Raw genomic sequence first — 14,265 nt, 5'->3', positions numbered from 1 at the left:
CCAGACACAACTGCGCCAGACGCACCGACAGATGTTGATTTCTCTGACGATGGTTCAACCATCACAGGTAAAGGCGAGCCAGGTGCTAACGTTGTCGTTAAAGACGAAGACGGTAACATCATTGGTGAAGGCACTGTTGATGAAGACGGTCACTTTGAAGTTGACTTAGATGAGCCGTTAACGAATGGTGAAGAAGTCACCGTTGGTTTAGTGGACGAGGCTGGCAACAAGTCACCAGAAGTAGGCGCGACTGCCCCAGACAGCGACTCTGATTCCGACAGCGACTCTGACTCTGATAGCGACAGCGATTCTGACTCTGATAGCGACAGCGATTCTGACTCTGATAGCGACAGCGACTCTGACTCTGATAGCGACAGCGACTCTGACTCTGATAGCGACTCTGACTCTGATTCCGACAGCGACTCTGATTCCGACAGCGATTCTGACTCTGATAGCGACAGCGACTCTGACTCCGACAGCGACTCTGATTCCGACAGCGATTCTGACTCTGATTCCGACAGCGACTCTGACTCTGATAGCGACAGCGATTCCGACAGCGACTCTGACTCTGATTCCGACAGCGATTCTGACTCTGATTCCGACAGCGACTCTGATAGCGACAGCGACTCTGACTCTGATAGCGACAGCGACTCTGATTCCGACAGCGACTCTGATTCCGACAGCGATTCTGACTCTGATAGCGACAGCGATTCTGACTCTGATAGCGACAGCGACTCTGACTCTGATAGCGACAGCGACTCTGACTCTGATAGCGACAGCGACTCTGATAGCGACAGCGACTCTGACTCCGACAGCGACTCTGATTCCGACAGCGACTCTGATAGCGACAGCGACTCTGATTCCGACAGCGACTCTGACTCTGATAGCGACAGCGATTCTGACTCTGATTCCGACAGCGACTCTGATAGCGACAGCGATTCTGACTCTGATAGCGACAGCGATTCTGACTCTGATAGCGACAGCGACTCTGATTCCGACAGCGACTCTGATTCCGACAGCGACTCTGACTCTGATTCCGACAGCGACTCTGATAGCGACAGCGACTCTGACTCTGATAGCGACAGCGACTCTGATTCCGACAGCGACTCTGACTCTGATTCCGACAGCGACTCTGATAGCGACAGCGATTCTGACTCTGATAGCGACAGCGATTCAGACAGCGACTCTGACTCCGACAGCGATTCTGACTCTGATTCCGACAGCGACTCTGATAGCGACAGCGACTCTGACTCTGATTCCGACAGCGACTCTGATAGCGACAGCGATTCTGACTCTGATAGCGACAGCGACTCTGATAGCGACAGCGACTCTGACTCTGATTCAGACAGCGACTCGGACTCGGATAGCGATTCAGACTCTGACAGCGACTCGGATTCAGACAGCGATTCAGACTCTGACAGCGACTCTGATTCAGACAGCGATTCGGACTCTGACAGTGACTCGGACTCTGATAGTGACTCGGATTCTGATAGCGATAGTGACTCGGATTCTGATAGCGATAGTGACTCGGATTCAGACAGCGATAGCGACTCTGACTCTGATTCCGACAGCGACTCTGACTCTGACAGCGATTCTGACTCTGATAGCGACAGCGATTCAGACAGCGACTCTGACTCTGATTCCGACAGCGACTCTGATAGCGACAGCGACTCTGACTCTGATAGCGACAGCGACTCTGACTCTGATTCCGACAGCGACTCTGATTCCGACAGCGACTCTGATTCCGACAGCGACTCTGACTCTGATTCCGACAGCGACTCTGATAGCGACAGCGACTCTGATTCCGACAGCGACTCTGACTCTGATAGCGACAGCGACTCTGATAGCGACAGCGACTCTGACTCCGACAGCGACTCTGATTCCGACAGCGACTCTGATTCCGACAGCGATTCAGACAGCGACTCTGACTCTGATTCCGACAGCGACTCTGACTCTGATAGCGACAGCGACTCTGATTCCGACAGCGACTCTGATTCCGACAGCGACTCTGACTCTGATAGCGACAGCGACTCTGATTCCGACAGCGACTCTGATTCCGACAGCGACTCTGACTCTGATTCCGACAGCGACTCTGACTCTGATAGCGACAGCGACTCTGATTCCGACAGCGACTCTGATTCCGACAGCGACTCTGACTCTGATTCCGACAGCGACTCTGATTCCGACAGCGACTCTGACTCTGATAGCGATAGCGACAGCGATTCTGACTCTGATAGCGACAGCGACTCTGATTCCGACAGCGACTCTGACTCTGATAGCGATAGCGACAGCGATTCTGACTCTGATAGCGACAGCGATTCAGACAGCGACTCTGACACAACAGCACCAGAAGCACCGACAGCTGAATTCAATGAAGACGGTTCAGAAGTGAGTGGTACAGCAGAGCCTGGTTCAACTGTTCAAGTGAAAGACAAGGACGGCAACGTACTTGGTACAGCAGAGGCAGATGAAGATGGTAACTACACTGTTGAACTAGAGGATCCGTTAAATGATGGTGAGGTTGTTGATGTCACAGCAACTGATGCAGCTAATAATGAATCTGATCCAACAGAAATCACTGCACCAAATATTGTTGTAGAGGCTGTAGATAATTTGGCTGAAGCACAAGTTAACTTCGAATATCCTGTGTCTGAAACACAAGTGAATGACATTATTGATAGAAGCTGGTTAATTGATATTGGTAGTATTTCTGACTCTGGTTACTTCTCGGTTGGAGAAAATCAGATTTCAAATGCTGTGATTACAATATCGACTGGATCGCTTTTGAATCTGTTTGATAATGCAACTATTGGCTTATACAAAGAGGTTTCTCCAGGTAACTGGGAACAAATTGCTGATAACTCATCATCAGGTTTATTAGATCTTTTAGGTATATTTGGTGAATCTACAGAAATTGGAGTAAATGGTTTAACTACAGGTAATTATCGTCTGGACTTTTCTGGTGGCTCATTAATAGGTGTTGGTGGCTATCTCAATGTTGATATTCACTTAACTAATTATGATACTTCTGCCGATCCTGAAGTAACAGGTGTAACGCCAGTTGAAGGTAATGTAATTACTGATACTGATGACAATTATGGTCAGGATAATGTACCTACTGGTGCAATTGTATCTGAGGTGAATGGTCAAGAAGTAATAGGTGAAACCACAATTCCTGGTGATCACGGCACATTAGTGATTCATCCAGATGGTAGTTACACTTATACACCGAACAGTGATGTTACTGTGATTGGTAAGACTGAAGTATTTGAATATACAGTGACTGATCCAGTGACCGGCAAATCTGATACTGCTAATCTGATTATTCAAATTGGTACAAACAGTGACCTTGACTTGACATGGGATGCTGAGAACCCAACAGCAAATGCAGAAACCGTAGTTGCTACAGATAATGCTGATCTGATTGGTGTTGATGCAACAAATCTCGTTGATCCGACAGTTGCTGGTCCACAAATTAGCGAGTCTTGGTTAGTTAGCCTCTTCGCAACTCCAAGAACTGTTCAAAGTGGTGTTATCACTGTCAATGAAAACACGATCAGTAATATTGAAGTTGGTTTATCAACTTCTTCATTACTTGGTCTTGGTGGTAGTGCTTCGGTTGCTTTCCAAAAATTGGTTGGTGGTGTATGGGTAACTCAAGATACGATTTCTGCGTCTAGTTTGGCAGATCTTATTAGTCTATTCCCTAATGGAAATGGTAAGGTCTATGAAAATCAAGAAGCAGGTCAGTATAGATTTGAACTCAACTATACTCGAGGTGCTGGAATAGCTGGTAACGTTACTGTATCAACAGGAGTTACAACTATTCATTTAGATGACTTTATTGCTACCCCAATTGATTCTGTTGTAGGTAATGTCTATACAGATGATGATGGTGCTGGTACAGATATCTTAGCTTCTATATACACAGATCTATTCGTGTCAACTGATGGTGGCGTGACTTGGACTCAAGTCACAAGTACAGGTACTGACTTTGTTGGAAACCATGGTACCTTGTCGATCAAGTCTGATGGTAGTTACACCTACAATGTAACTGATAGTGGATTAGCTGGCGGAGCAAGTGATGAGTTTACTTATAAACTTGTGGCACCTAATGGTGATGAGTCTATTGCAACATTAACACTGAATGCTGGCGTAATTTATACGACGAGCGAAGGTGGAGACTTCATCACAAGTAGCGCTGGTAATGATATCTATACGACTAATGGTGGTGCAGATACAGTTATCTTTGATTTGCTAGATAATGCAGATGCATTAGGTGGAAATGGTCATGATACATGGACTGATTTCAACTTGGCAGAAGGAGATAAGATTGATATTACTGAATTGTTAGCAGGTCAAACTGTTGATGGTGATAATATTGGTCAGTTTGTAACTGTAACCCAAGTTGGTAATGATACTGTGATCAGTATTGATAGAGATGGAACAGCGAGTACAAGTTATAACCCAACTGAGCTGTTAACGTTGCAAAATACCAATACGACATTGCAGGATCTGTTAGATAACAATCAATTATTGTTCTAATCTAATGTATTAGGATAATAAACAGAAAAAAGAGGATCTTCGGATCCTCTTTTTTCTGTGTACTGTCTGGTTCTGAAATAAGTTTACATCTAAAGAAATAATATTTTATTGGTATAGTCAAATCATTATAAAACCAATACAATGGTGCAATGAGTTATTTAGAACATTTTAGACGTAAAATTTTAGCTAAACTTGAGGAAGGTTATTCTATTCGAGCGGTAGCTGCACAATTTGAAATTAATAAAAATACCATTGTTAAATGGAAGAAACGTATAGAGATTAAAAAAACTCGTGTACGTAAACCTTCTAAAATTAACGATGATGCTTTACGTGAAGATGTTGAAAAGTATCCTGATGCTTATCAATATGAACGTGCTGCATGTTTTAAATGCTAGAAAATGCTATATCTGGCTCTAAGGAATGTGTAATAGAAAATGGTTGTTATTAGAGTATGTCAATTTTAAAATATAATGAATTTCAGCAATTTAAAAACCGTTTGAATCAATGGTTAGAACAAGAATTAGATCGATTAAAAGGATCACTTGAGCAGAATATTGTTTTTATATCCTATGGTAATCTTAATCAGCGTTGTAAAGTTTGGAATACATCAGATCAGGATATTAAAAAAGTAGTCAAACGGACATTATCTTTTTTAGATAGAATATATGAGAAAGAAAAACAATTTACCGAATTTTTGAAAGTTGATATCGCATATAATATCGAAGAAAAATTATGGAGTGATGTTGTATCTGAAGTAGAAAAAATAAAACATAACAACCACTATCGTAAGGGAATTAGCTTTACAAAAGATTTTGGTATTTGTTTTCTTGAGCAGGAAATATATGGTTCGTCAATAATTAGAGGTGTTGCATTTGATCAGCCTAATTTTTTTGATGAAAAAAATTTAAATGATGCTATTAGAAAAAAATATACCAATGTTAAGGCAAATTATTCACTAAATAAAATTGAAAAAGTCTGGTTATTTGATACACAAGCTGTTTTTTTTGAAAACAACCAGTTAATTGATTTAATATCTACAGGTCCGGAAAATGGTATACGTGTATTAAAGGGTAATAAAAAAGAACATATAAAAGAACTTGTTTTAAATAATGCCAAGTTTTTACATAATGAAATTTTAGAGAGTGGGAGGCTGGTTTATGGCTATTTCCCTGCCTATAACCGGGAAATTAAAAGTTATAATACAGTCCGTCACTGTACTGCCATATATGCCTTACTTGAAACACTTGAAGTCAATTATAATGAAGCATATCTACCGAAAATTAGAAATGCAATGCAGTATGCCATTGATCATTTATACAAAGAGGTAGATGGAAAAGCCTTTATGATTGATGGTAATGAACCTGATCTAGAAATTAAACTAGGTTCAAATGCTGCTGCAATTTTTATGTTTGCTAAATATCAGGAAATTATTGGCGACTCCAAATACCAAAAGTATGCCGAAATGCTTGCTGAAGGCATTCGCTTTATGATTGATGGTAAAGGGGAGACGACTCATGTATTAAGTTTCCCATCACTTGCAGTCAAAGAAAAGTTCAGAATTGTTTATTATGATGGGGAAGCTGCTTTAGGTCTACTTAGACTCTATCAAATTAATCAAAATTCAATTTTGCTTGAAACTGTTAAATTAATGTTTGAGCATTTTATTACTAAAAAATATGATAAGTATCATGATCATTGGCTAAGTTATTGTACCAATGAGTTAACTAAGATTTGCCCAGAGAAAAAGTATTTTGAATTTGGTTTAAATAACTATTTAAAACACATGGAATTTATTGAAAATCGTAAAACAGCATATGCAACATTTTTAGAAATGATGATGTCTGCATATAAGATGGTGGTGCGATTAAAAGAGCAGGGATTTACCGATTTAGTTAATATGGCTAAATTCGATAAACTAAAAGACTTAATAGAATTACGAGTCGAATTTCAAAGAGCAACAGGGTACTTTTATCCTGAAATAGCAATGTATATGGCTAAGCCTGAAAAAATTCTTAATGCATTTTATGTAAGGCATGATCGTTTTAGAACACGTATCGATGATCAGGAGCATAATTTATCTGGGTATGTGGCTTATTTAAATTATTTTATTTAGAGGTTGATAATGTTCTTTTTTCTAAGTGCAGGAATTGGGGAAAAGCTAACCGGTATTGAGCATGCGATTTTAAAAAGAAAACATGTTTTTGATAGCTGTGGTTTAGCACATAAGATTGTAACCTTAAATTACAACGCTAATTATTTAAAGAATTTAAATATCCATCATATTCGAGCCGATAGTTTTCTGAATTTATATGACGATTACCAATATTTAATTTTTGCTGCTTTGAGATCAAATACTTTAGAAGATTATTTGAGTCATATTGCAGGAGAGGTTACCCTAGAAAAAAACAATGCCAATACAGATGTAAAAGTATATATAAATGGGAATTACCTATTTTATATCCACTTTTTCTCAAATGGGAATATTTCATACATTAATTATTTTGATAAAGCGAGAAAGAAATTCAAGCGAGCTTTGTATACGGAGTCAGGCTATTTATCTAAAGAAATCTATTTAGAGAAAAACCAAGTCAAATCATGTCTTTACTATAATCAGCAGGGGATTGTGGTTTTAGAGGAGCACTACACCCAAGATAATCAGCTTAGTTATTTAAGTCTAAAAGAATCCGATGGTTCATCTTGTTTTTTTCAAGATCGTGATCAGTGGATTAAGCATTGGTTTCAAAAAATTATCACCTCTTATAAGCAGCCCGTTTTTTATGTCGATAAAAACAGACTTTATAATCATATTTTAGTGGAGTTAAAGTCTCCTGCATTTAAGTTAATTTCGATTTTCCATAGCGTGCATGTCAGTAATCCTCAGAAGATGGAAGACGGGCGAATTAACTCCAATTACAAAATATCTTTAGCAGAAACAAATAAATTTGACGGTTATATTGTATCCACAGAGCAACAGCGGCAGGATCTTTGGGCACGTTTTGGTTCAGAATTAAAAATTTGGGTGATTCCTCCGACATTTGCCCACATAGCATCTGAACTCACTGTCAATGCCGTAGCATCCCCATTCAACGTCATTTCTGTAGGGCGATATTATGTAGAAAAAAGACTTCATCATATTATTCAGGCTGTTGAAATTTTAAAAGAAAAGTATCCTGAAATTCAGCTTGATCTTTATGGTTTTGGTGATTCTAGAGATAACTTTATATATGAAAAAGAAATTCGCAAATATGTAGATGATCACGACTTAGAGACGAATGTACATTTCAAAGGCTATGTGCACAATATCTCGGACAAAATCCGAAATGCACATGTCTCTGTTGTGACGAGTACAATAGAAGGTTTCTGTATTGGAATTTTGGATAGTTTAAGTGTAGGAACGCCTGTAGTGGCCTACGATATTAAGTATGGTCCAAATGCACTAATTGAACAAAATCTTTCTGGTGTTTTAGTTGAAAATGAAAATATTCAAGCCTTAGCTATTGCAATCGAGCAATGCTATTTAAACCCACATATGAGAACCCATGCGATTAAGTCGGCGAAAAAATATGATTTGAATAGCTATAAAAAGAAATGGTTAGATCATTTGTTGGAGTTGAGTTATGTATAACTATTTAGTACAAAAAAATGGTGCGTTATTGCCGCACTCCAAACCCCAATACGTCGATTTTTCTGACCAAAATGAAGGGCTAGGTCCACTTTTGGTGCTTTATGTAGTTTATAAGTTATTAGATGAACGTAAGTTAAGTTTGGATGATAGCGTTGAGATTACAGAGATGGCCCTCCAAGAAAGAGGGCGAGGTGTTGTTGGTTATGCATTACATGATAAAGTCAATTTATTACAAGTATTAATGCATTACAAAGTAACAGCGGGTGTGGATTCTCTATTTCTTTTGGCTCAGCATGTTTATAATAAGACCCAAAAGCGCATGAGCCATTATTTTGAAGAGTTAATAAAAAAACATAACTTGAGTCCAAATAGTGCCAAAAATCTTTCAGGTAAAAAGAATTCAAAATTTATTCAGCAATATACCTTAAATGATGTGCTTAAAATCGCTGAATTAATGACTCAAATTAATCCCTTTTATCTGCAAATTTTAACGCTGAGTAAAATTGCATATAAAGCTAGAAATTTTCTAAGCCCAACATTTTTACTCGATCAAGGCAAGGTTAATTACTTTTTTAGCTTTCTTAATATTTCCATAGCATGGCAAAAGCATACATCATCTGATTTTACGATTGTCATTACACAGGGAATTGAGAGTAGTTTTCAACAAGATTCTGTGATTGAACGGCACTTATTGGGCCATGAAGGGCTGGATCGACTTATTTCTGATTTAAATGTAGTGACTACCCTCAAGCAAGATCGTGCCATTGTAAATATTATTGGCGATACCTATTTAGGCGAATATTACACTGAGCGACGTCGTAAACGAAAAGTATTTGATCCTCTATTGAATCATGGCTATGACTATAGTTTTGAAAAACTAAATTTTTTTTTAAATGCAGCCGATATTAATCTAGCCAATCACGAAGCATGTTTTGTAAATAATCAAATTCAATCTCCCTTGGTTGGATTGAAAAAATTTATATTGGGTGCACAGGATGTACCAACAGTCAATGCGCTTAAAAAAGCCAATATTCATTATTTATGTTTAGCCAATAACCACACTGCTGACTTTGGTGCAGTAGGTATCACACATACACTAAAAACGTTGCAAAATGCGCAAATACATTATGTAGGAGTGGGAGAAAATGAGTTTGAAGCATGCACGCCCATGAGAATTCAGATTAATGGTCGTATTATTTCTTTTTATTCTGGCTATTGGCATCGAGCCACTAACGAAAAAATATTTAAATTTTATGCCACACCTTCTTCTTCTGGTGTTGCGACCTTAGAAAGTGTTTTGTATGAAGCAGTTGCATTAGAAAAGCAAAAATATCCATCGCATTTTATTGTGGTGTTGGCACATTGGGGAGTAGATTTCTTACCGACTCAAGCCTATCAAAAAATACTCGCAAACCGATTGGTTCAACAGGGGGCAGATTTGATTCTAGGTCATGGTGCTCATACTTTACAGTCGATGGAAACGATCCAAGATTCAACCGTTATTTATAGTTTAGGTAATGGTATTTTTAATAGTGATGGTGAATATGATGGTTATCCAGATGCTTTGCCATTTGGCATGATTGCACAATTGATTTTTGAGAAAGATAGTTTAAATCTACGCCTATTGCCAATTCAATCTAATAACCGTGAAACCATGTGGCAACCCGATTTTGTACAATTAGATGATTTTAATCAAGTGGCTGATTATTATGGAGATATCGATTTTAATGCTATTAACCGCGCGCAATGGCCCTATTATTTCGAGAAAAAAATTCTCTAGTTTAGCGGGACTTTAATTTTTGATAATGTTCTTTAATGATCTGAATTTGTTGATCATAAAAGCCTATATTACGTTGCCCACCACTGCCGTCACAGCCACCTTTACTTGCCATCAAGTTAGTGGTGTCTTTTAATTTTGCACCTTTAACACAAAGATGACGTAAACCAAAGGCATGTCCCATTTCATGGGGGAGAGCGGCTTGAATGTTGTAATTTAGTCGCTCCCAATCAAGTAGTATGATAGGTCGTCCATTGTTATGAAAGCCCCAACTATCTGCTGCTTTAAATCCTGATTTTGAGCTGTAGCTATCAAAAATAAATATATAAACTTCAGCTTCTTTACTCTTTGATGGAAAGCACTGCCGGAAAATTTTAATAAGTGCCGGTCGTTCCATAGGTTTAGGGCTTTCTAAAAGATGGCTGAGTTTGCAGTTTAATTGTTTGAATTTTTGATATGGAATGTATTTATTTAACTCGAATTTAAAAATGGGTTGATTTTTCTCAGTGACAAAATAGCGATTTAAAATATCTACTTCTTTTTTGATTTGGCTTAGGTTATCAAATTTTTGGGCTTCAACATGGGGTGTGGCAAATATAAAATTGACTTGAACAATAGGAAGAGCCATCGCATATTCTCCAATTAAGAGCAGAGGAATGGTCGCGAGTTTTTTTATATTCATAAAATTTCTCTTATTTGTCTGTTGTATTTTTTTAATTGATCTGAGGTTTGCCTTTGCTAACAATGATATTCCAAATTTTGTTGGAATGAAGCTGGTTTTTTTAAGTAAGCGTCCGCTGAATCCCATGCCTATTTTTTAATTTTGGTCGGATTTCCAGCGGTGTGGCAGTAATTCTTCTATTTGGGTCACTTTATGCGTCGGCAGCCTTTTCAGCACATCACTTAAATAGGCATACGGATCCAGTCCATTCAGCTTTGCTGACTGGATTAAAGTCATGATATTGGCAGCTCGTTGGCCGCTGCGCAGCGAGCCAGCAAACAGCCAGTTCTTACGTCCCAACGCCCAGGGGCGCATCTGATTCTCGACCCAATTATTGCAAATCGGTAGATTGTCATCATCCAAATAGCGGCTTAAAGCTGGCCAACGCTTCAGAGTGTAATTGATAGCCTTGGCAATTGGAGAACTCGACGGCACCGTCAGATAATGTTGGTTGAGCCATTCATACAGTTGTTGCATCACCGGTTGACTGTGCTGTTGCCGGTATTCGCGGCGGTGTTGCGCTGTACCATCCGTCTTTTTTCTTAATTCTGCTTCTATCGCATACAGTTTCTGAATCAGCACTAATGCCTGTTCAGCGACCTGACTTTTTTGGGTCACATGCAGTTCGTGGAATTTACGACGTGCATGTGCCATGCAGCCCACCTCAATGACCTGACCTGATCTAAAGCGTGCATAGCGACAACACTGTGAAACGCTCAAGCCTACTTCTTTTTGCTTCTGGCAGATAATATACCTTTTGGCTTTTTTACGAGTTTTACTCCGTATTCTTTTTCAAGTACATCAATGATAGCTTCAAAGAATTCAGCTTTTCTTTGGGTATCGAGCAATTCTTTTTCTAATTTTTTGATACGTTGTTCAGGTGTTAAAGGAAGTGGATCAGACATGGCCTGTACTCCATTTGAAAAAGGGGAACCTTTACTCCAATCTAATCTACCATGCTTTCTAAGCCAAACTAAAATGGTGGAACATCCTTGGATACCATAGTGATCCTGTGCCTGTTTATAAGTCATTTCACCATTTTCAACCTAGTCTACAACTGACAATTTAAAGGCGAGGCTATAATCTCGTTGGGTTCTCTTGATGATTGTTTTCATTGCACTCTCCAAATTTAGGTTTAGAAAGTGTCAACTTTATTTAGGACGGGACAACCTTAATACGAGATCAAAGGGGTCAATTTTACTTTGCCATTTGTAAGGTAAAAGGGGGCAATTTTAGAATGCCGTTGACCCTGGCAATGAATGATCTGTACCAACCATATAAGAATAAGTCGCTAAACTCAGCATGGCATCATCTTCATCACTATTACCATACGCATAAATAGTAGTATAATTATTTAAATCGTATTGTTCTAAAATCCGTATTTTCTTTTGTTCCCGACTACAATCAGGTGTTGAATATCGCCCTGTAAATTGCAGATTTTTAATTTCTGTTTTAGTACAAATCAAATCGACATTTAATTGCTGACAAATATATTGCAAATAAATATCCACACTGGCTGAAACAATCACCACATCATCACCATTTAATTGATGTTGTTTTAATTGTTGTAACAGCTGCGGATTAAGGTCATGCATTAAATCTGCTGCATAGTGCTGTGCAAGTACTAATATTTCAGCTGTACTTGCATCTTTAAACATGGCATTAAACAATTTAGGTCGCATGGCATGCGCAGGGTAAGCTTTTAAATAATAAGCCTGAATCCAAGGCAAGATTTTAAGCCCTTGTTTAATAATATGCCGGTTAGATAAAACATAGAAAATAAACCCTGTAAAACTGTCTTTGCTGCACAGGGTTCCATCAAAATCGAATAAGGCTAGATTTTTATATTTTTGGCTTTTTGCATGCATGTGGTATATCGCCCGTTGACCCGAGTAGCAAACCAGTTGGTATTATAATCACGGCTGAGTTTTGGCCCGGAAATTACCACCTCTGGCATTATCGCATAAAATGGTGCTTTGCCAGTTTGTTCCTGATACAGTTTTAATAAGGCGCGATACGAAGCGGTATCTTCAAAATCCTGCTCTTTTTCTTTTTTCAGATCGGAGCGGATTTGACGTGGGGTGAGCACAATATTATGTTTGGCAAAAACACTAATCAGCTCGCGTTCAGATTGGCTCTTGGCACTGCGAACACCGCCATCTTTGCTATAGAGCAGTAAATCACCATCTAGAGATAATTCGGCTTCGGTTAAATCATTCAGCATGCTCTGAAAAGCGGCATTGCGGCTGGAATACATGCCCGAGTTATAATCGGCAAAGCGATATAGCGGTTTATCATAGTCGGCCGGATACATCATCAGACGATGAATACCATAATACAGGCCACCATATTGGCTGTATAAATCGGTGCGTAATTCTGCAATATTGCCGCCTTGGCGTTTATGTTCCTTGGCATAACTGATATGCACCTGCATCGAACCTAAGGTGGTAATCGGATTCAGCTTTTCTCCGATATTTTGACCAAACAGCTTGGCGGCGCCGGTCAGGGCCGACACATGATAATGCTTGGCCATATAGTCAAAAATTTCACGATAAAGTTCATCCAGTTCCCGTTCGGTTTTGACCCGGCGCATCTGGCTTAAATAGTTATCTTCCGGGCTAGGATGGTTTTTCAGTACATCCTGAAAATAGCCGGCAATGGTGCCACCAATGGCTTCACCGAGTTTATCTTTAAACTTCTCGTCTAAGCGTTCCTGGACTTCTTTAACTGCTTTTTCACCTAAACCATAAACCTGTGGATCGGCAACAAAGTTGGATTCCTGATCGACCACGGCGACAATGGTACACATATTTTCCTTGGTCTGCGGAATGCCCAATTGTTCACTAATATCGTAAATATCTTTGGCCCATGAATCACGATCTTTCACGCGGGAAGGAATTAGTCGCTTGATCTGATCTGCATCTAGACTTGGCTCATCGCCTTTATTCCACCAGGCGCTGTCGCCACAGGCAGCTAAACTTAAAGATAACGCAATCAGGCTTAAAGATTTGATTACAGATGACAGGAAGGTGTGTTTCATAAACAGGAAAACTCGGTCCAGACGGGTCAGCCTACAGGGCAGATGAAGTATACAGAAATTCGGCTATACAGGTGTGAATATATATGTATACGGCCTACGTTGCACTGTCAATTTTTATCTGCAAGATGCCAGAGAATTGAGTGGCTCAAAAAGCGGATACTGTAGGGTTAGATACTAAATTCTATTTCAAAATAAAGCGCGGCGAATTCAAACATGAGGTGCGACAGTTTCAAAAGCCTTATGATAATCAACAAGCTGAGCAAACTTCTCTAATGGTGTAAGCCAATCTAACGCTTTTCTAGGACGAGTATTCAGTGACATGGCGACTTGATTTAAATAATGCTGATCTGCCTGATTTAAATCAATCCCTTTAGGTAAATATTGCCTAATTAAACCATTCATATTTTCGCATGTACCTTTCTGCCATGGCGAATGTGGGTCACAGAAATATACATCTATGCCTAAATCTTCTTCGAGTATTTTATGTTCTGACATCTCACGTCCACGGTCATAGGTCAACGTTTTACGCAGTTCTGCAGGTAAATATTTCAGAGCTT

The 14,265-nt window shown here is 39.4% G+C and carries 9 protein-coding genes and 2 pseudogenes; 5 read left to right on the top strand and 6 right to left on the bottom strand.

Annotation, left to right across the window (positions count from 1 at the left end; translation table 11 throughout):
- The 5 genes from FTU55_RS15250 to FTU55_RS08715 all read left to right on the top strand — a co-directional run.
- Positions 1-4,545, top strand: a 4,545-nt coding sequence (locus FTU55_RS15250; RefSeq protein WP_306670224.1) for a BapA/Bap/LapF family large adhesin, incomplete at its 5' end; no start/stop codon positions are given.
- Between the two features lie 149 nt (positions 4,546-4,694).
- Complete coding sequence (locus FTU55_RS08730; protein WP_104499075.1) at positions 4,695-4,940, top strand: IS630 transposase-related protein; 246 nt, start codon at positions 4,695-4,697, stop codon at positions 4,938-4,940.
- Positions 4,941-4,996: 56 nt separating this feature from the next.
- Positions 4,997-6,658, top strand: coding sequence for a poly alpha-glucosyltransferase (locus FTU55_RS08725; protein WP_180046812.1), 1,662 nt, complete (start codon positions 4,997-4,999; stop codon positions 6,656-6,658).
- Positions 6,659-6,667: 9 nt separating this feature from the next.
- Positions 6,668-8,170 (top strand): glycosyltransferase, encoded by a 1,503-nt coding sequence (locus tag FTU55_RS08720; protein ID WP_104499073.1) that lies wholly within the window; start codon positions 6,668-6,670, stop codon positions 8,168-8,170.
- A complete protein-coding gene (locus tag FTU55_RS08715) occupies positions 8,163-9,950 on the top strand; it encodes a CapA family protein (protein ID WP_104499072.1) in 1,788 nt (595 codons plus the stop codon). Before FTU55_RS08720 ends, FTU55_RS08715 begins: the two co-directional genes overlap by 8 nt.
- A gap of 1 nt (position 9,951) precedes the next feature.
- Here the strand turns inward: FTU55_RS08715 and FTU55_RS08710 are convergent, their stop codons facing one another.
- The 6 genes and pseudogenes from FTU55_RS08710 to FTU55_RS08685 form a co-directional block, all read right to left on the bottom strand.
- On the bottom strand, positions 9,952-10,629 hold the full coding sequence (locus FTU55_RS08710; protein WP_104498585.1) for a metalloprotease: 678 nt from the start codon (positions 10,627-10,629) through the stop codon (positions 9,952-9,954).
- 135 nt (positions 10,630-10,764) lie between these two features.
- Positions 10,765-11,361 (bottom strand): annotated as a pseudogene (locus FTU55_RS08705) (IS66 family transposase); the annotation flags it as partial.
- A 68-nt stretch (positions 11,362-11,429) separates the two neighbouring features.
- Positions 11,430-11,783 (bottom strand): annotated as a pseudogene (locus FTU55_RS08700) (IS3 family transposase); the annotation flags it as partial.
- A gap of 117 nt (positions 11,784-11,900) precedes the next feature.
- Positions 11,901-12,536, bottom strand: a complete 636-nt coding sequence (locus FTU55_RS08695; protein WP_104498581.1) for an HAD-IB family phosphatase — start codon at positions 12,534-12,536, stop codon at positions 11,901-11,903.
- On the bottom strand, positions 12,503-13,708 hold the full coding sequence (locus FTU55_RS08690; protein WP_180046810.1) for a DUF1615 domain-containing protein: 1,206 nt from the start codon (positions 13,706-13,708) through the stop codon (positions 12,503-12,505). The genes FTU55_RS08695 and FTU55_RS08690 overlap by 34 nt, the downstream gene beginning before the upstream one ends.
- A gap of 207 nt (positions 13,709-13,915) precedes the next feature.
- The coding region (locus FTU55_RS08685; protein ID WP_180046399.1) for an IS30 family transposase at positions 13,916-14,265 on the bottom strand (350 nt) is incomplete at its 5' end.

The sequence above is a fragment of the Acinetobacter sp. YH12117 genome (assembly GCF_013418865.1).
Lineage (GTDB): Bacteria > Pseudomonadota > Gammaproteobacteria > Pseudomonadales > Moraxellaceae > Acinetobacter > Acinetobacter indicus.
Note: the sequence above shows the minus strand (reverse complement) of the source record. Positions and strands in the feature narration are given on the sequence as shown.

What these genes read in the sequence shown, in the direction of transcription:
- FTU55_RS08730 (WP_104499075.1), top strand. Translation starts at nt 4,695, where the DNA reads ATGAGTTATTTAGAACATTTTAGACGTAAAATTTTAGCTAAACTTGAG.
- FTU55_RS08725 (WP_180046812.1), top strand. Translation starts at nt 4,997, where the DNA reads ATGTCAATTTTAAAATATAATGAATTTCAGCAATTTAAAAACCGTTTG.
- FTU55_RS08720 (WP_104499073.1), top strand. Translation starts at nt 6,668, where the DNA reads ATGTTCTTTTTTCTAAGTGCAGGAATTGGGGAAAAGCTAACCGGTATT.
- FTU55_RS08715 (WP_104499072.1), top strand. Translation starts at nt 8,163, where the DNA reads ATGTATAACTATTTAGTACAAAAAAATGGTGCGTTATTGCCGCACTCC.
- FTU55_RS08710 (WP_104498585.1), bottom strand. Translation starts at nt 10,629, where the DNA reads ATGAATATAAAAAAACTCGCGACCATTCCTCTGCTCTTAATTGGAGAA.
- FTU55_RS08695 (WP_104498581.1), bottom strand. Translation starts at nt 12,536, where the DNA reads ATGCATGCAAAAAGCCAAAAATATAAAAATCTAGCCTTATTCGATTTT.
- FTU55_RS08690 (WP_180046810.1), bottom strand. Translation starts at nt 13,708, where the DNA reads ATGAAACACACCTTCCTGTCATCTGTAATCAAATCTTTAAGCCTGATT.